This window comes from Paenibacillus sp. alder61 (assembly GCF_020179875.1).
Classification (GTDB): Bacteria; Bacillota; Bacilli; order Paenibacillales; family Paenibacillaceae; genus Fontibacillus; species Fontibacillus faecis.
The window spans coordinates 221,820-238,977 of the sequence record NZ_JAIUDG010000009.1 but is presented as its reverse complement, the minus strand read 5'-3'; the positions used below and the strand labels follow the sequence as shown (position 1 = coordinate 238,977).

The following is a 17,158-nucleotide window of genomic DNA, read 5'->3' as shown; positions in this document are numbered from 1 at the left end:
CGGACTGGAGATCTCCCGCTCAGCCGCATACTCACCGGCACGGGCACCTCCGGCGTCTTGGGCGACAACCGCCATTGCCGCGGCTTCGACATTACTCATCAATTTCCACCGCCCCCGGCACGGCGACCTGACCCGGCAAAATTTCGATGTTCGCGTCCGCCTTACCGTTCACCGTCAGGTCGGTATAGTCGATGATCGGCGGGATATCGAGCAGGATCGCCGCAATCCGTGTAAATCTCACCAGCGGATCGGCAAAAGCGAGCTGCTTCAAATAGTCCCGCAGCCCCTTTTCGATCAGCGCTTTGACCTCCGGCAGCGTCACCCCGCTGGCCAGCGTCAGCTTCACGCGGATTGCGATCGGCACCTCCTCCGCGGCCATCACCGTCACGACGGGCCCCGCCGGAGCCATGCCTTCGCCCTGGCCATCCATCGTCGGATCGATGTGCCGCTGGACCGCGGCCACGATGTCGGCATTCGCCGCGCGTTTGTCCGTGTCCAGCAAATAGATCCCGACGGTGCCCGGACCCTGCCAAAGCGGCCGCACCTGCACCCCGCCCACGCCGGGCACTTCGCCGGCCCACTTCATATACTGCGCCTTGTTGCCGCTGGTCCCCTGATGGCGGACCTGGGCGTAAAAACGCTCCAGCAGCAGTTCGTCCGACTCCGTATCGGCGCCGCCGCGCGTTTCCTCGGGATTCGTCACGGCGGTGATTCCGCTGACCGGCGTCGACATCAACGTAATGACGCCCGCCGGAACGACACCCGAACGCCCGGGCACCAATGCCCGGATCGGAGCGGTCCCCGTTCCTTCCGACCCCACCGTCGCCGGCTGCGTCGTTTCATACTCCACGGACGGCTCGTTCGTCCCCTCGTCCGCCGGCGTCAGCACGGCGGTTCCCGCCGGGACCACCGTACCCGGGACCCCGGTAAAACGGATCGTCCCGACCGCCGCCACGGCCGGCCGCCGGGTGACCCCGTGCTCCGCCGCGCGCAAATCGAGGTACGCCCCGTAGGTCGTCCCCGCAAAGCCGCGCTGCAGCACCTGCTGCGCCCAGCCTGCGGCTTCCGCCAGCACAAAGGCCACCGGAGCCTGGGCGTCCCAAATAAAAGAACCCTCGGATTTATCGATATCCGAAGGCACCCTCGCCAGCATCCGCTGCATAATATGTTCTTCCGTCTGTTCCTGCAAAAATAATGGCAGCTCCGCCATCAACTCACGCTCCCTTCCAAAACCAACGCTTCCTCCTGAACATTCGTCACCCGGCAGGTGAACCGGCACCGCTCTCCCGTCCAGTCAAAAACAAATTCATCCACGCTAGCAGTCCGGGGATCCGTCAACAGGGTTTCCCGGGTGATCCGCTCGATCTCGCTTTCCTGAACGGCGCGGCTGTAGCCTCGGCCGATCAATTCCTCGTACTCCTGCCCGTAGTCGCGCGAGTAAATCAAGTGCCTGTAACGCGGCGTCCGGATCGCCTTCTGGCACCACATCACCCAGGCTTCCGTGTTATCGGCCGGGACGATTTTTCGCGCAGGCGTCAAGACGAACTCGCCCCGGTCAAAATCAAACCGCCAGCTCCGCCCGAACGGAACCCGCTCATCCGCCGTCTCCTCCCCCGCTCCATCGGCGGCCCAGGCCTGCTCCGCATCTATCGGAAAAAGATTATCCACCCGCGCTCACCACCTTGCAGAGGACAACCGCATCGTGACCGCCGTTCAGCGGAATGACCAGCACCCGGTCCCCGGGCTTGTAGACCGGCTTCAGGACGACTTCCTCCGTTTCGGAAGGATCGAAGACGAACCGCTCTTTTTTTTCGGTCACGCCTCCCGTCCACTCCAGCTCAGGCAGCTTTAAAGTCCCCGGAAACTCCGCCACATAATAATCGCCGATCTCATGCTTGAAATGATCCAGCTTGAGCCCCGTGGAGGTAACCGTACCCAGCTCGGCTGCGGTGCCGGAGAGGGCTTCCTTTGTTTTGCTCCAGGCCTGTTCGCGAAAAGCGGCGGCCAAAGCCGTATAAGGATCAGTGCTCAAGAAAATACCTCCTTTTCACATCTTCATACGTCGCCAACTCCAGCGTCATATGGCCCGGATCGCCCAGTTGATGACTGACCGAAGTCACGATCAGGTTCAGACCGTTGAAGTTCACTTGATCTCCGGCCCGGACCGTATTCAGGTCGATGCAGGACACGCTGTAGGACAGGCCTTTGCCGGTAAGCATCGATTCGGCCAGCTTTTTGGCGGCGTCCGCCGTTTTGACATTCTCATCCTGCACGATCCGCTGCAGCACGCCATACTCGGCGGTTTGCCCCGAAGCGATGGCCAGCACCTTGGAAGGCGCGTTTTCATCGGCCGACGAACCCAGCACTTTCACCCGGGTCACCGTTTCCTCCAACGTCCGGCTTTGCGTCGCTTCCTCGATCCCTTCCAGCCTCCAAACGGTTTTGTTCCCGCCGATCTTGAACAGCTCCAGCCCGGCGGACGTCATCCGCGGGATGAACATGTCGCCTCCCGATTTTACCGTTTCCTTCAGGTCGGCCATGATCATGCTGTAGATGGTTTGCGCCCGGTAAACGGCCTTGTTCAGCTTGGTTTTCGTATCGGGGACGGACGCCAGCTTGATGCTCCAGTTGGCGGCATGCTGTTTTAACCGCTGCGAAGCGGTTCCTCCTTTGGCAAAAAGACACTCGTCCTCCGATTTGGCCAAATAAATCGTGCGGTCATACACGGTGAGATTCATGTGCTTCGTCTGGCCGGCCGTGCTGCCGCAATCCCAAACCACCCCCGGATGCAAAAGCGGCACCCGATTCGAAGCGCCGAATGGCACGCCGCTGATCCGAATTTCGTGACCGGGTTCGATTCCCGGAAAATCCGCCGGAACCTTTATCGCAATGGAGGCCTGATAAGCGATCTGATCGAGCGAATCGGTCAGCGTTATGCTCTCGACCAGTTCGCGCAGATCATACTTATTTTGCAGCACCACCTCATAGCTCATGAAGGCATCACCAGCTTTTGGCCGGGCTTGATCTTGTTCGGATCCTTGCCGATGACCTTGGCGTTGGCGTTATAGATCGCCTGCCATTTGGCGCTGCTGCCGAGCTCCAGCTTGGCGATTTTCGACAGTGTGTCCCCGGTTTTCACCGTATACGTTTTGGGCTTCGGCTTCGTGTCCGGGCGGCTGGCTTGCCGCGCCAACTTTCCCGCGGCCGCGGCCGCATTCGTATGGACCTTCATATTGCGCCACGTCCGTGCCGTCAGCTCAAAATAAACATCCCCCGGTTCCCCGCCTTTAAACGTGGTATTATGGGCCGAGATCATGACCAGCACATTGACCGCCGTCCCCGTGATGATCAGCCTTACCGGCTGTTTGCTGTTCATCATCTTGGTTAGGAGGTTCATCGCCTCCTGAGGATCGGGTATCTCGCGATAATTGCAGTATCCTTCATCATACACCGCCGGAAAAAAAGAAGAGAAGGCGATTTCCTTCACCTTCTCTCCTGCGGGAAAGTCGTATTCGCCCAGAGACAGGATATTGACCGTCTCCAGGGCCTTCCCCCGGGATATCGTGATTTCCTCGGGATTGACGGGGAAATGAAAGTCATTTCCCGCGCCATCCTTCAAGTGAATTTCCATGCGCGCTCCCCTCCTTAGCCGACGTTTTGCATGGCTAGGCGAATTTCGTTGGCAATTTTACGGCCGGACAAGTTAGCCAATTCGTCATAATTGATTTCGTCTTTATTGATGGTTAAATTGATGGCTCCTTTGGACACAACCACATCGATCTTCGGGACTGCTGGCGCCATTCCTTGAGTACCAACCGGAAATTCCCTGTTCTCATCCTTTTTTGAAGGGATTTGCGGACGCTCTGGCAATCGTTGCAAAGGTTTTCTCATAGCAGGAGTATCGGCGATGGCAGCTGGAGCTTGAGCTTTGCTTTTCTTTTCTGGCTTTTTAAAAAGATCAAAGAGAAAGCCCCCAAGCTTGTCGCCTAGGAAGTCTCCGGCCATAGATCCCAAACCTGCTCCCGCAGCCGTGCCCGCTCCCGGTACGATAGAACCGAAAAAGCCGCCAACAGCACCACCTGCCATCGATAAAAGTGATGAGGTAACCGCCTTGGTCTTGTCCCGTTTTGATCCGGCTGTGGCAAAAGCCCCGACATCCGTTAGCAGGCCAAGAGGGCCGGGAAGCTTTATTTTCCCCATAAACTTCATGCCTTTCCCAAACCATCCGCCGGCTTGCTTGAGCAAATTTGATCCCTTCTCCTTGGCGAAGGAAACTCCTTTACCAACCCACTCTCCGCCCTTACTAAGCAGACCAGAACCTTTTTCCTTAAGCCAGGAAAAACCATTACCAATCCAAGCTCCACCCTTTTTTAGCAAGCCCGAGCTTTTCTCTTTTATAGAGGAAACACCGTTGACGACCCGAGACTTGCCGTTTTGCAGCCAATTGGCTCCTGTATTTTTAAGAGAGTTCATCCCGTCGCTGAGCCATGATCCGATTCGGAGCCCTCCCCATCGTCCCGACCTGGTTTTCCCGGGAACTCCTCGGGCGCCTTTTGATTTACCGCCTTGCTCGGCTTTGTTCCTGTTCGATGATTTGGTAGGGTCCTTTGACTCGTTGTCCAGGCCGGCCATAGGATTTTTGGAGCCCCGGCCCTTTTTTCGTTTGGGTTTCTTTTTCTTCTTCCCGTCGTCCTCGGAATCGGAACCCAAATCACCGTCTAAAAGGCCGCCGGAACCACCGCCGCAGTTGCATTTACAAATGCAAATACAAGTTTTCTTGTCGTCTTTCCCTCGCATTTTGTCGAATAAGCCTTTAATTTCATCTTTTAGTAAATCTTTGAGTACATCCTTACCGAGGTCCAAGCTGAATTTTTCAATATCCTCGCCGAAGCCCATTAACTTATCCAGAAAAGTCTTATCCTCTTTCTCTCCCGCGCCGGACTCGGCACTCTTCTCACCGCTACCCCCGGACTTTCCGCCCGTTAGGGCGTCGAGGCTTTTGGAATCGAATGCGGACAGAAAGGACTGAAAGAACGCGGTTCCCGCTTTCTTCCCCGCCTCCATAAACATGGACTCATTACCCAAAAGCTCCATCAGAGGCTTGCCGATCACCCCATCCCAATCCACGCCCTCCACCCGGACGCGCCAGGGCGTACCGGTGAGCCCCAGCAGGGAGGCGCGAATGCGCGCGGCCGCGGCGGTTACGCCATCCGCCAGGCCGACGATGGGGCGAACGGTCGTGCGCTGAAGTTTGGAGAGCCTGCGCTCCACCTTATCCGCGGCCGCCGTAAAGCGGTCCTCCAGCGTGATCTTCGGCGCGATTTTGGTCTTGCCCAGAACGGACGCCCGCCGCTGAGTTTGCTGGAGCAGCTTATCCAAACTGCGGAGCTTCTTATCCGCCTGATCCAGTTCGCGGCTGTCCACCTCAAAATCCAGGTCGAACACTTCTTTTTGAGCCATATGCCACCTCCTTTCTCCCAATATGGCGCGCCCGCAGCAAGGCTTACGGCGAGGAAGCCGAAGCCATCAGCTCCAGCTCCCTCTCCGAAAAAGCCCGCAGCAGCAGGCGCTCTCCCTTGGGGAGTGACCAGAATTCCCCGGGGCGAAGATGATGCCGTGTCCACAGATGGAACAGCAGCGTCGTCACGCCGCCGGAGTCAATCAGTTTTTTACGTCGTCGATGTCCACCCCGAACCCGGAGAGTTCGAGCACCTTATCACCGACCGCATCCAGTTCTCCGGCCAGCAGCATCCGGCGGACGGCTTCTTCGCCGCCGGACAGCTTCAGCCGGCTGATCAGCCGGTCATCGCCCCAGCCGCTGAGTTTGACGCTTTGCTCCCCGCCATCCTCCAGCTTTTTGACGACCTCCAAAGACGCGGTCGCTTCCTTGATCAGCGCGGCGTTAAAAAGCTCGCTGTCGATTTTTTCCGTCACCTGACCCTTTGTCGTCTTACGGATCGTGCAGCGTTCACGGATGGAATCCACTTTGCTGGAGGTCAACCCCCGCAGCGTAATCCGCAGGCCCAGACGGCCAATAAAAACGGCCTCTTCCGGCAGATTCGCCGCCGTTTCGAAGAGACCGTCCAAAATATCCTGTTCATTCAGCTGTTCCAAACTCATAGTTACGTTCCTCCTTCATGGGATAGCAAGTACTATTTTTCATCAAAAATATCAGGATGCGACGATCGGGTCCTTCAGCACGTACGACTCAAACGTAAACGGTGTTTCTTCCACCACCTCTTCGCCTGCGGTCCAGTTGGCCAGCTGAATTTTATCAACCATGCAATTGACTAATTCAATCCGTTCAAAGCCATAGGCTTCCGGATCGTCGAGCTTGTGAATGATCGAGAACTTCCGGAATCCCCGCGCGATCATGTCCGAGGTGATTTTGTAACCGCTCATCGTGCCGGTCCCTTTTTTGCGGCCCAGCTTGAACACCGTATACTCGGTCCCCACGAGATTCAGCTCCCGTTTGTCCGCCTCCACATTGGCCTCCAGATGATTCAAATTCGACTGCCACACCCCGTCGATAAAAATCTGGCCGAACGTCCCCATAATGACGCGGCCCGGATCAAGATATTGTGCCATTGACTATTCCCCCTCTGAATTATTGCACGTAAAACGTGCCGAAAATTTGTTCCATCACATCGGTGTCATCCGCCGTCCATGCCAGATAAACCTGATCGTCCTCCGGCTGCATTTGCGGGGCGCTGCCGTAGTAGCGCGGATCCAGCGTCACGTCATAGCCGGTCGATTCGATGACATTTTCCAAAGCCAGCGATTGCAGGTACTGCTTCCCGGCGCCGATCAGCGCCAGCCGGCCTTCTTCGGTGTTGTTTACTTTGCCGATATAATGATCCTCGGCGGTGCGCTGCAAATCGGCATTGATTTGGTCAAGCACGCGGATTTTGCGGATTTTTTTCCAGCCCTTGTTCTGGCCCTCCCGCAATGTCACCAAGCTGTTCACGCCCCGCAGCACCTTGACCTTCCGGCCGTCATGCACCAGCAGCAAGACCCCGTTCTGCACGCCCGCTTCCTGCTCGGAACGCGTCCATCGCCGGGTCACATCCTCAAAAGGGGAGACCGCGTACGTGGCCGATTCCTTCAAGGACTGACCGGCGATCAGCCCGGCGACCCATGCCGCCACTTGGGCGGAGGAGTACGACTTGCCGTTCATGATCGCCCCGGTACCCACATTGACAATCCCCTCAAAATCCAGTGCGGCACTGCGCGCAATCGCCCGGTTCACCGCGTCCGCTCCCGTATCTTCGGCCGCCGTGCCGCCCAGGGTGGCGATAATCCCCTTTCCTTCGCCGCGAACCCGCTTGACCCAGGCGGCCAGGCTGACCCGCAGCGCCGCATCCGTGACGCCGTCCAGCGTCAGCACGTGAAAATCCTGCGTTTCGAACGCTTCCGCGGCCTTCAGGTAGTCCGCGTTCGTAATGCCCGCAATCCCGCTCGCACCCCCGGCAAAAGACTCTCCGGAAACGTCGGCCAGCGTACCGTCGGCGATTTTCTCCGCGATCACCCAGCGGTTGCCCGAATCTTCGTTAATCGCCGCTGCCGCCTTGCCCGCTTCACCGTCGCCGATGGAGATCGTCCGCAGCAGCGTCCCTCCTTCGTACAGCTTCAGCTCTTTCGTTCCCGCCACTGTAAGGCTCGGCTGAACCGTGACTTTAAAGCCGTTCCCCCGCTTGCCCGGATACTTGGCTTTGAGCTTGACGCTATCTTCGGCAGCGGCCGCGCTTTTCAGCGTCAGTTCCGCCGGTGCGGCCGTGCTGTCCGCGATCCGGTAAGCGAGCAGCTTTTTCGGTCCGCCCAAAAGCGCCAAATATAAGGTGGTAAATGCCGAAGCTCCATCGGATTCATCCTCCGTATAGAGCTCGCGGATCGCCGCTTCGCCGGCGACCTCCACGAATTGCCCGACCGGTCCCCAATGGGACTTTACCGGTGCGACCACCACGCCGCGGGCTCCCGGCTGAATCGCCGTTCCGGCCGCGCTCACAAAATTCATATACAAACCGGGGAGCACCGGTTGATTCGTTACGTTCCAAGTTCCTCCTGCCATATTACTGCACCTTCCTTTTCAAGAATTGTTGGACCCGCTGTCTGGCTTCTTCCACGCTAAAATGGTTCCGCGATGCTCCATGCACCGCGCCCAAAAGAACTTCCCGGTTCACGCCCAAAAGGGCGGCGCTGTGTTCCGCCAGCTCCTCGAGCGGATATTCGGCTTCGGAAGCCGTTTTCCCGCTGATTCCGGCGGCTTCGGTCGTTTGCTTGTTCTTCGATTTCACGATAACTCACCTCAACACTCAAATATGGGATTGATAATAAACGAACTGCATGAGCGGGGCGTCCGCGGATGCCTCCGCTACTCTCCGGCTTAAGGTAACGCTTAACGGCCCTTCCCCTGACGGGGAGTAGCCGTCCGCCACCGTTTTGGTGTTTACCTGGACCCCGGTTGCCCTCATGTAGGTTTTCTCTTCCGCTGCTAGCGGAAGTTTCGCGGACAAGCCCAGACCTTCGAGCAGCCGCAGTAATGCGGCATGCTCCTGATCGGCATCCGCGGCACGGAAAAAAGCGCTCGCCCGCTTCCGCACCTCAACCGCCTTCGTCCCCTGGGGAACGGCGCTCATCTCGACGACGCGCCATAAAATCGCGGGGGAGCCCGCTCCCACCGGCCAGTTCCCGGTGTATACGGACCACTCGCGGCCCAGCCGCTTTTGGGTCCAATCCGCCAGCGCAATAAGCCAGGGGTCGCTGACGATCGGCGTCGGCTCGGCTAAAGGTTGAGGCGACACCAAGGCGTATTGCAGCGTCCTTACCGCGGCTTGGCGCTCCTCGTCCACCCAATCGGGGCCGGAAGGGCCAAGGGAGAGCAAGGTGAACTTTCCAATCGTATCGTCCTCCAGCAGTTGCTTGTCCAGCGCCTCGTTCAAAGCGGCGGTCAGCGCCTGCAAGGGATCCGATGACGATGACTGTGCCGGGGAAGCCTGAGAACCGTACATCTCGATGTTCATCAGATACCGGAAGCCTTTCCAGAGGCCGGAACCGGGACTTTCCCCGCTGTCTTTTCCCGCGGCCAATACAGCGTAGGGCTTCGGCGCCTCCGCTCCGGCGGGCGGGGCATGGAGATAGACTTCCCGCAATTCCGGGACAGAGCTTCGAAGCTTGTCATAGGTCGTTCTCATCATGGAATCAAGCATGATCCAACTCACCTCCCTTCCGCCGGGCTTCCCGCCGCGACGCATCTCGGCAGGCTGCAAAACTGCCGGTTTCCTTCAAGGCGTCCCCAAACGCAGCGGACGCAGCGCTCCGGCTGAGTCCAGTCCGCTTCCGCCGCGATCCGATGATTCGGCGGATTTTTATTGTTGCTGCTGCGGTTTCGCAAATCGCTTCCCTCCCATAAGAAAAGCCGCTGAACGGGTCAGCGGCTTTCATGTTTTTTATGAAGAGTGCTCAGGAGATGAAGGATTTCGACTATTTCGCCGCCTGACCACTCGATTTCCACAATATAAATTTACCATGCCTAAAGTCGAGCGAATGGACACGCACTGGGCAAAAACCGGACAAAAACAGGAACACATGTTCTTGTTTTGTTCGGTTTTTGCGTCCACTGCTTTCCCCGCCGCGGAATTAACGGGATATCCTCCCGTTAATTCCGCGCTCATTGCGCCATCTTGCGCTTTAGCTGGAATTTCTCCAGCTAAATTTGCCCCTCCGGCGCGAATCGGCCTTCCGGCCGCCAAATAACTGGAGTTTTTCCAGTTATTCGCCTGCCGCGGCCGTCCCCGCGCCTGATTAACGGGAGTTTTTCCCGTTAATCGGACGCTCTCCGCCCAGCCCGCATCCAGCATCCAAGAAATCTTACGGAATAAGCACCGCATCCCCCGGTTTCAACCCTTCCAGCACTTCCGTTAAATCGTCCACTTCGAGTCCTGTCCGGATGACGCGTTTTTCCGGCTGTCCATTCCCCTTGTCCAGCATAACGTACGGGGTATCTTTGTCGCGCAGGATGCCCAGAGACGGCACGGCGATCACATTCTCTTTCCGCAGCGTCTCAATCGTCCCCTCCAGACTAAGGCCTCCGATCAGCCCGGGGCTCGGCTCCAGATCAATCACCATATCGAATTGGGACGGCAGCTTCGGATCCGTGTTCGCTCCTTTTTGGGCAAACTTGGAGATTTGTCTGACCTTGCCCGACAGCTTCAAGTCGGGATTGCCGGTCGCCTTCACGCTCACACTCATTCCCGGTTTGACGCGAAACATGTCCGCCTCGGAAATCGAAGCGAGAAATTGGAGCTTGTCCGTATTCACGATCGTTCCCAGGACCTGCCCTTCCGAAGCCATACGGGTCTTGTTCTCCGTGTCGTACAGAACGAATACGCCCGCCGTCCCGGCATGAACCGCCGCGTTGCCGATAATCGCCTTTTTGGCTTGCAGCTCCTTCATTTTCAATGCCAGCGCTTTTTCATTCAACGTTTGGGCTTGGCGTTTGGTTTCCCGGTCGGCATAGGCCTTTTTCCGCTCCTCCTCGGTTGCCCCAGGCGGTTCCGTATCCTCCGCCGCATTCAAGGTCAGCTTGTTCAGGTCCAGTTCCACCTTGGTCTTCTCGATCTCACTCTCCAGTTGCTTCGCTTCGCTCTCCAGGGTCTGGGTATCGAGTGTGAACAAAAGATCGCCTTTTTGAACTTGCTGGCCGTTCTTCACCCGCCACTCCCGGATCTTTGCCGAAAAAGGCGCGAACACTTCGGTTTGCTCGGCATAGGCGGATTTGCCTTTAACCTGCACTTTCTGAGCCAATGTCGCCTGAGTGACCTGAAATGTAATCGGAACTGGCGTCTCCGCCGGAAGCTCCGGCTCCGGCTTGTACTTTTGATAAATCCAGTACCCCGCACCGGCCACAATCGCGATGGCGAGAATCCCTTTTATCCATGTCTTCATCTCTATAATCCCTTTCCTGATCATTTCTGCCGTTTAAACCCGTTATGCCGACTTGATCACGCGCAGGGCATTTGTCCTGGAGGCGCTGATCGCCGGGTAGATGCCCGCAAGCACCCCTACCACCACGGCAAAAACCATGCCGGCGGGAAGCGTGGACAACTCGATCACCACCGTCATGGGGCCTCCTTCCTGCGACATCATCTGACTGGCGAGAAGCCCGTTCACCTGGTCGACGGCCAGGAACGCAATCACGATTCCGACCGTCCCCCCGAGGAGTCCCAGTAAAGCGGCCTCGACGATAAACATCTCCCGGATCTGCCACAGATTGGCTCCCAGCACTTTCATGACGCCGATCTGCTTGCGCCGTTGATGGGTTGACATAATCATCGCCACAATGATGGACAGCGAGGCCAGCATCATAACAAATAGGCCGATGCCCATCGCCGCTTTCCGGTACAAGTCCAACTGTTCGCTCATGGCCTTCTCCTGAAACAAATTGCTTTCCGTCCGCAGCGTCAGCCGCTGGATTTGCTGTTCCACCTGGGCCACGTATTTTTTGTCTTCCACTTTTACGAGCGCGGAGTTAAGACGGCCGCTTCCGGCGGGACCCGTCTCGCTGTTTTGCAGCTGATCCTTGAGCATACGGGCGGTATCCAGGGAGACGTAAACTTTTTTGTCGTACATCGCATTGTTCGCATTCGTTCCTTCCTGTAGCTTTAATACGCCCATCACCCGAAGGGACGTGCTTGTCCGCATCTTCGTCATATCGGCCGGATCGGGGCTCTTGAATTGGATCTGGTTCTGATATAAGTCGGCGGGAGCCGACATTAATTCCATAAATTGTTGCAGCAATTCGTCATTATACGGGTCCTCGGACAGCTTCTCCTGCATCTGCTGTATGACCTTGGGGTCCACCAATCCGTACGTGGCCCCATAATTGACGACGGCCGCGCCGTTCATTTCCGAAGGGGCCCCTTGTGCGAAGCGAAAGCCGAAATCGCGTAACGAAGCCAGTTCCGTTCCTATGACCTCCACACCGGAGGAGCGTCCGTCGGACGTCACCATTTCCATATAATCGAGTTTGAGCATGGGAGCCACCGAGACCACATGCGGCAAATTGCGGATGACTTCCAGCTTGCGCGGGGTGAGGGCGCCGCGGTCAAAGCCCGAGCTCGAGGCTCCGGTTTTTCGCCCTTCGACGCCACTCGATATCCCCTCGTTCGGCGATACGGTAATTTCGTCCATGCGGTAATTCTCGTTTAAGGTCTTCTCGGTATACGTCTGGACCGATTTCCCGACGTTCAAGGCAATAATCAGGGCCGCACAGCCGATAGCCAAACCGGCCATACACAGCAAAGTGACCACTTTTCTGCGAATGATCTGCCCCCAGGCCATGCGCAACACATCAACAGTTCTCACAACGCTTCTCCTTTTTCCATCTCAAGTTCATTCAGCGGCTCATTCGTCGTCTCCCGAATCAGTCTTCCGTTCTTCAGCGTAATGACCTTCTGCATCTGGTCAGCCACCTCCGCTTCATGGGTAACGATAATAAAAGTGGTCTGCATCTGCTGGTTCAACCGCTGGATAATGGCCAGAATCTCTTCCTCGGTCTCCGTATCGAGATTTCCGGTCGGCTCGTCCGCAAAAATGACGGATGGCTCCGTAACCAGCGAGCGCGCGATACTGACCCGCTGCTGTTGGCCACCCGAGAGCTGCGATGGGAAGAGTCCCGCCTTCCCGGCCAACCCGACCTGTTCCAAAAGCGCTTCGGCCTTTTTCCGCCGCAGGGCGGGCCGCATGCCCATAAAGACCAGCGGAAGCTCCACATTCTCCCTTACCGTCAAATTGGACATCAGTTCATAAGCCTGAAAAATAAATCCGATATGCTGGCGGCGAAATTCGGCCAACTTGTTCTCCCCCAGCCGCACGATGTCCGTGCCGGCAATCCAGATGCTCCCTTGATCCGGCTTCATCAAGCCGGCCATCAAGTTGAGCAGGGTCGATTTGCCCGAGCCCGAGCTGCCCAGTAGAGCGACCATCTCCCCCTTGTCCACGGTCATATTGATTCCGTCCAATACGGGGACGACTCCTTGGGGGCTGCGGAAGGTATGGCTGACCTGGTCTACGCGCAACATGTTATCCCTCCTGTTTTTTCATGCAAAGTATGTACTCTTGCCGCCTCCATCCCTTCATTATAGGAGCCGGTTGTATCGGACTTCAGCCGAGTTGTATACAGGTTGTAACTTTTAATAGGCATAAAAACCACCCGTGTGAACGGGTGGTTTGCTCTAAGGCTATAAGCCTTTATTACCGGCTCGCGTCAAAAGGCGCTAGCTTTCACTACGTTCAAGCTGCTAGGCCATTGCCAGATAACATAAAATCCCTGCATATCTGCATGCTTTTTTCCTGTTTGGACTCAAAATTTCTAAATACCTGCAAATCTGCAGGAATTTTCGATGAAACCGGCTCGTTTCTCTAAAATCGCTGGAAATGCCTGCAGATTTGCATCTTTTTTCGCATTCCCTCGGGAATCAGGCCTAAATACCTGCAGATTTGCATCTTTTTGGAGTTCGAAGCTTTGAAGCACACTAGACGCCTCTTTGTAGTGACATATCCCTTCGATTAGCTATTAAGCCACCTTTCCTTTCGTTATACATAGTAGCTTAAACACCCCTATGATCACGAACCCATCAGGTGGTTTGTTGTTTCGCACGCTTCGCGAGCTCAACTGGCTAAAGCCCCAAATAAAAATACCCCCGAAAGACCCGGGCACAATTTCGGCTGTACTCCGGTCTCTCAGAGGCAAAACTTCTAATTAATTTGTACCCGGCAGAGGGTCGATGATCACCACGGTCTGAAGGTAAAGCGGTAAATTTCACTGTTGTCCACGGAGCTGCCCAGAACGAACAGATCGTCTCCCTTCCAGCTTAACTTGAGAAACTGGTCGATGTTCCGGTAGACGACCGTATCCGAATCAAGGCCTGTCTCTTGAAGATAGGCGACATGCACCTCATTCGTCCGCTTGTCCGTTCCAAGCAGGTAAGCGAGACGAAATTGTTCCTCATCGATCCCAAATCCCCAGATCGCCCCTTGCTTCAGAAGCTCATAAGTTCCCGATTCCGAATGGAAGCGATACAATCCCTGCACATGGGCCACCGTTCCCAGCACCAGCAGATCTCCGTTTTTCAGCACCCGAAAATCGTGAATTTCATCGGCCTTGAGCATCAGAGTTCCGTCCGCTTCCCCTTTTAAAGGGTGGCGGTAAATCCCCGAGTGCTCGCCCAACTGCGCCAGTATATATGTTTGTTGATCGTTCGTGCCGGACAAATCAAACGGAAACACATCCCGAGCGTTAATCCCGGCAGGCTTCGCGATCCGTTCCTGCAGCTGTTTGTAGGTGTACAGCATTTCCTTCTTCTCCGTCTTCGGGTGATATAACCGGTAGGTCGTTCCATCAAAGCCGATAAGCGCTTCGTTCCCCGCCTGCCTCAAGTAAAAGGACTTGTCGGAGAAAAGCAGCTTTTTTTGACCCGATGCAAGATCGTAAGCGTACGTCTCCTGCGTTTGATTCGAACGGTACCGCGAATAGATCAGCGTGCCGTTCCAAAAGGAAAACGTGTCGTACAGAACACTGGAATCGAGATCCTTCACCCGGTTGTCGTCCAGGTGGAGCAGGGATAGCTTCATTCCCGTGTAGGAAGCGTCGGTTCGATTTAGGACCAGTGTGTTATGATCGAGGGCCTCAAAGTTATAGACGGCAAAATTATTCGGCAGCTTCGTCGCCGACTCCGTCGAGAAGGCATTGCCCGGCTTGAGGGGGAGGCTGTTGTCGAACTGGCTGCCGGACAGTTCGATTGTACGGGGGTGGATATAGATCAGGTTGAACAAATGTTCCAAACCGTAAATGCCCCCGACTCCGGCCATCAGAATTCCGGCAAGGATCAGTTTATTCCGGAAAGCCGCCCAAAAATTACGTCGCTCCATGTTTATCCTCCGGCAACAGGATCGTGACCCGCGTCCCTTTTTGCAATTCGCTGTCTATTTCCACCCGGCCCCCATGAGCTTCCACCGTTTGTTTTACGATGGACAAGCCCAGACCCGCACTGCCTTTTTCGCTCCGGTGTTTCTCGCCTTCCCGGTAGAACGGTTCAAATACAAGCTTCAGCGCTTCAGGCGAAATACCCTCCCCCTGATCGGTGATCCGGACCGCCACCATGGCATCCTCCCGAGAAGCTTCGATATGAACGGAAGAGTTCACGTAGCCGTACTTGATCGCGTTATCCAACACATTCAGGAAGACCTCCTTCAGTTTGTGGCGATCTCCCCGGACCTCAAGCCGCTCTTCCACGTTGTATTGGATCCGCATATTGTATTTGCTCGCTTTTATAGACATATCTTCGCAGGCTTCCCGGACGACCTTGGCGGCATCGATCGCTTCGAACCGGTAGGCCGGCAATGGACCGGACGCCACGGAGACCTCCAGAATATCGGCAACCATCCCGTTCAACCGCCGGCTCTCCTTGATGATATAATCCAGCCCCTTGTCAAAATACATCCGGTCGGAAAAACCGTTGTCTTTAAGAATTTGCGCATAGCCCAAAATAGTGGTCAACGGGGTCTTCAATTCATGCGTCACATTGTCAAAAAAAGCTTTGCTGCGCGCCTGCACCTGTTTCACCTCATCCCGCTCGCGTTCGATGACGTCGATCTGCTCCCGAATTCTCCGGATCATCGCGGCAAAGCTGGTCGCCAGTTCGCCGATTTCGTCCCGGGTGGTGATGCGGATATCCGCGACGAGATTTCCCTGCGCCACTTCGGCTGAACGCCGCGTGAGCACGCGAATCGGGTTCGTGATTTTTCGGGAAATCAGCACGGAAGCCAGGAACACAAACCCAAAGATCAGAGCGGCGAAATTTTTAATCGTCTCCTGATACCGGACGTGACGTTGGTACAAATCGCTGTAATCCTTGTCGAATTGAAGCAGCCCGATAACCGCACCCCGAGCCGTCAGGGGAAAGGCCAGCCGCGCGATCATGCGGTTATTCTCCACATAGGTGGTATAAACCACCTTCTGTTCGGCAGCCGTTGTATGATAATCCAATGGGGATCCCGGCGCCGCTTCACCCGCCTCCTCTTTGCGAAAAGGAGTTCCGTCCGGACGGTATAAGGTCACCTTCCCGCCGACGGCGCTGCCGATTTGGCCGGCAAGCTCGGCATTTTCCAACGCCAGCGTTTTCTCGCTCATTCGAAGATTATGGATCAGGAAGTATTGGTTCACCGCGATATCGAGGTTCTTTTTGAAATGCCCCATATCCTCGTCCACCTCGCCGTACAGGTTGTCCACCCCGACTTTGCCGGACAGAATAATCAGCAGGGTAAACCCCAGAAACACAATAACCGAGAATAAGAGCACCAGCTTGAACTGGATCGTCCATTTCATGGCTGCACCGGCGCGTTCATTTTGTAGCCCACTCCGAAAACCGTCTCGATAATGGACATTTCCGAATCGCTCTGATCCAATTTTTTTCGGATACGCTGCACATGAATATCCACCGTACGCGTATCTCCCGCAAATTCAAATCCCCAAACTTTGTCCAGCAGTTCGGACCGGGTAAACACTTTATGAGGGTTGGTGGCCAGAAACAGCAGCAGATCGTATTCTTTATTCGTCAGCCCCGCCCGCTCACCGTTCCGTAATACCTCCCGCTCATCCTTGCGGATTTCGATATGGCGGCCCAGCCGGACGACATCGAACGCCCTTTTCTCCACCGTCTCGCTGATCAGATCGATGCGGCGAAAAATCGCGCGGATGCGTACGACAACCTCCCGGATATCAAAAGGCTTGGTGATATAATCGTCGGCTCCCAGCTCCATCCCCAGCACCTTGTCCAGCATATCCGATTTGGCCGTGATCATCATCACCGGCACCTTCCACTGCACGGACAGCCTTTTGCAGATATCAAAGCCGCTCATATCGGGCAGCATCAGGTCCAGCAGCACCAGATCCGGCCGTTCCCGTTCCATCAAGCGCAATCCTTCCGAGCCGCTAGCGGCCTGATGGATGATGAACCCCTCCTTGGTTAAGGAATAAGACAAAATATCCCGAATGGAGTCCTCGTCCTCGATAATCAAAATTCTTTTCGACATCTTGATGTCATCCTCTTTCCCTTTTCCTAAAACATGGATGCGTTTCTGTTTCACCGATCTGTCCATA

The 17,158-nt window shown here is 55.9% G+C and carries 19 protein-coding genes; all 19 read right to left on the bottom strand.

Annotation, left to right across the window (positions count from 1 at the left end):
• Positions 1-91: 91 nt before the first annotated feature.
• The 19 genes from LBW89_RS11870 to LBW89_RS11780 all read right to left on the bottom strand — a co-directional run bounded on the left by LBW89_RS11870 (position 92) and on the right by LBW89_RS11780 (position 17,091).
• Positions 92-1,210, bottom strand: coding sequence for a baseplate J/gp47 family protein (locus LBW89_RS11870; protein WP_148451421.1), 1,119 nt, complete (start codon positions 1,208-1,210; stop codon positions 92-94).
• A complete protein-coding gene (locus LBW89_RS11865; protein WP_148451420.1) occupies positions 1,210-1,668 on the bottom strand; it encodes a DUF2634 domain-containing protein in 459 nt (152 codons plus the stop codon). The genes LBW89_RS11870 and LBW89_RS11865 overlap by 1 nt, the downstream gene beginning before the upstream one ends.
• On the bottom strand, positions 1,661-2,032 hold the full coding sequence (locus LBW89_RS11860) for a hypothetical protein (protein ID WP_148451419.1): 372 nt from the start codon (positions 2,030-2,032) through the stop codon (positions 1,661-1,663). The genes LBW89_RS11865 and LBW89_RS11860 overlap by 8 nt, the downstream gene beginning before the upstream one ends.
• Complete coding sequence (locus tag LBW89_RS11855) at positions 2,022-2,993, bottom strand: phage portal protein (RefSeq protein ID WP_148451418.1); 972 nt, start codon at positions 2,991-2,993, stop codon at positions 2,022-2,024. The genes LBW89_RS11860 and LBW89_RS11855 overlap by 11 nt, the downstream gene beginning before the upstream one ends.
• Positions 2,990-3,631, bottom strand: coding sequence for a LysM peptidoglycan-binding domain-containing protein (locus LBW89_RS11850; RefSeq protein WP_148451417.1), 642 nt, complete (start codon positions 3,629-3,631; stop codon positions 2,990-2,992). The genes LBW89_RS11855 and LBW89_RS11850 overlap by 4 nt, the downstream gene beginning before the upstream one ends.
• A 14-nt stretch (positions 3,632-3,645) precedes the next feature.
• A complete protein-coding gene (locus tag LBW89_RS11845; protein WP_225039201.1) occupies positions 3,646-5,424 on the bottom strand; it encodes a hypothetical protein in 1,779 nt (592 codons plus the stop codon).
• 79 nt (positions 5,425-5,503) lie between these two features.
• Complete coding sequence (locus LBW89_RS11840) at positions 5,504-5,647, bottom strand: hypothetical protein (RefSeq protein ID WP_170287060.1); 144 nt, start codon at positions 5,645-5,647, stop codon at positions 5,504-5,506.
• A gap of 14 nt (positions 5,648-5,661) precedes the next feature.
• Entirely contained in the window at positions 5,662-6,120 is a 459-nt protein-coding gene (locus tag LBW89_RS11835) for a phage tail assembly chaperone (protein WP_148451415.1), read from the bottom strand.
• Positions 6,121-6,171: 51 nt separating this feature from the next.
• Positions 6,172-6,588, bottom strand: a complete 417-nt coding sequence (locus LBW89_RS11830) for a phage tail tube protein (RefSeq protein ID WP_148451414.1) — start codon at positions 6,586-6,588, stop codon at positions 6,172-6,174.
• 19 nt (positions 6,589-6,607) lie between these two features.
• A complete protein-coding gene (locus LBW89_RS11825) occupies positions 6,608-8,068 on the bottom strand; it encodes a phage tail sheath family protein (protein WP_148451413.1) in 1,461 nt (486 codons plus the stop codon).
• 1 nt (position 8,069) lies between these two features.
• Positions 8,070-8,294: a hypothetical protein gene (locus tag LBW89_RS11820; protein WP_225039200.1), complete on the bottom strand. Its 225-nt coding sequence runs from the start codon at positions 8,292-8,294 to the stop codon at positions 8,070-8,072.
• A gap of 18 nt (positions 8,295-8,312) precedes the next feature.
• A complete protein-coding gene (locus tag LBW89_RS11815; RefSeq protein WP_148451412.1) occupies positions 8,313-9,206 on the bottom strand; it encodes a hypothetical protein in 894 nt (297 codons plus the stop codon).
• A gap of 8 nt (positions 9,207-9,214) precedes the next feature.
• A complete protein-coding gene (locus LBW89_RS11810) occupies positions 9,215-9,391 on the bottom strand; it encodes a hypothetical protein (protein ID WP_170287066.1) in 177 nt (58 codons plus the stop codon).
• 476 nt (positions 9,392-9,867) lie between these two features.
• Complete coding sequence (locus LBW89_RS11805) at positions 9,868-10,944, bottom strand: efflux RND transporter periplasmic adaptor subunit (RefSeq protein ID WP_170287065.1); 1,077 nt, start codon at positions 10,942-10,944, stop codon at positions 9,868-9,870.
• Between the two features lie 42 nt (positions 10,945-10,986).
• Positions 10,987-12,363, bottom strand: a complete 1,377-nt coding sequence (locus LBW89_RS11800) for an ABC transporter permease (RefSeq protein ID WP_148451410.1) — start codon at positions 12,361-12,363, stop codon at positions 10,987-10,989.
• Positions 12,360-13,079 (bottom strand): ABC transporter ATP-binding protein, encoded by a 720-nt coding sequence (locus LBW89_RS11795; RefSeq protein WP_148451409.1) that lies wholly within the window; start codon positions 13,077-13,079, stop codon positions 12,360-12,362. Before LBW89_RS11795 ends, LBW89_RS11800 begins: the two co-directional genes overlap by 4 nt.
• A gap of 709 nt (positions 13,080-13,788) precedes the next feature.
• Positions 13,789-14,928 carry a hypothetical protein gene (locus LBW89_RS11790; RefSeq protein WP_148451408.1) on the bottom strand — a complete coding sequence of 380 codons (1,140 nt, stop codon included), beginning with the start codon at positions 14,926-14,928 and terminating at the stop codon, positions 13,789-13,791.
• Positions 14,915-16,384, bottom strand: a complete 1,470-nt coding sequence (locus LBW89_RS11785; RefSeq protein WP_148451407.1) for a sensor histidine kinase — start codon at positions 16,382-16,384, stop codon at positions 14,915-14,917. Before LBW89_RS11785 ends, LBW89_RS11790 begins: the two co-directional genes overlap by 14 nt.
• On the bottom strand, positions 16,381-17,091 hold the full coding sequence (locus LBW89_RS11780; RefSeq protein ID WP_148451406.1) for a response regulator transcription factor: 711 nt from the start codon (positions 17,089-17,091) through the stop codon (positions 16,381-16,383). The genes LBW89_RS11785 and LBW89_RS11780 overlap by 4 nt, the downstream gene beginning before the upstream one ends.
• Positions 17,092-17,158 lie beyond the last annotated feature (67 nt).

Excerpts from the sequence above, each read along its gene's own strand:
- LBW89_RS11815 (WP_148451412.1), bottom strand. The coding sequence starts at position 9,206 with ATGCTTGATTCCATGATGAGAACGACCTATGACAAGCTTCGAAGCTCT.
- LBW89_RS11785 (WP_148451407.1), bottom strand. The coding sequence starts at position 16,384 with ATGAAATGGACGATCCAGTTCAAGCTGGTGCTCTTATTCTCGGTTATT.
- LBW89_RS11780 (WP_148451406.1), bottom strand. The coding sequence starts at position 17,091 with ATGTCGAAAAGAATTTTGATTATCGAGGACGAGGACTCCATTCGGGAT.
- LBW89_RS11870 (WP_148451421.1), bottom strand. The coding sequence starts at position 1,210 with ATGGCGGAGCTGCCATTATTTTTGCAGGAACAGACGGAAGAACATATT.
- LBW89_RS11825 (WP_148451413.1), bottom strand. The coding sequence starts at position 8,068 with ATGGCAGGAGGAACTTGGAACGTAACGAATCAACCGGTGCTCCCCGGT.
- LBW89_RS11795 (WP_148451409.1), bottom strand. The coding sequence starts at position 13,079 with ATGTTGCGCGTAGACCAGGTCAGCCATACCTTCCGCAGCCCCCAAGGA.
- LBW89_RS11855 (WP_148451418.1), bottom strand. The coding sequence starts at position 2,993 with ATGAGCTATGAGGTGGTGCTGCAAAATAAGTATGATCTGCGCGAACTG.
- LBW89_RS11835 (WP_148451415.1), bottom strand. The coding sequence starts at position 6,120 with ATGAGTTTGGAACAGCTGAATGAACAGGATATTTTGGACGGTCTCTTC.
- LBW89_RS11850 (WP_148451417.1), bottom strand. The coding sequence starts at position 3,631 with ATGGAAATTCACTTGAAGGATGGCGCGGGAAATGACTTTCATTTCCCC.
- LBW89_RS11790 (WP_148451408.1), bottom strand. The coding sequence starts at position 14,928 with ATGGAGCGACGTAATTTTTGGGCGGCTTTCCGGAATAAACTGATCCTT.
- LBW89_RS11805 (WP_170287065.1), bottom strand. The coding sequence starts at position 10,944 with ATGAAGACATGGATAAAAGGGATTCTCGCCATCGCGATTGTGGCCGGT.
- LBW89_RS11830 (WP_148451414.1), bottom strand. The coding sequence starts at position 6,588 with ATGGCACAATATCTTGATCCGGGCCGCGTCATTATGGGGACGTTCGGC.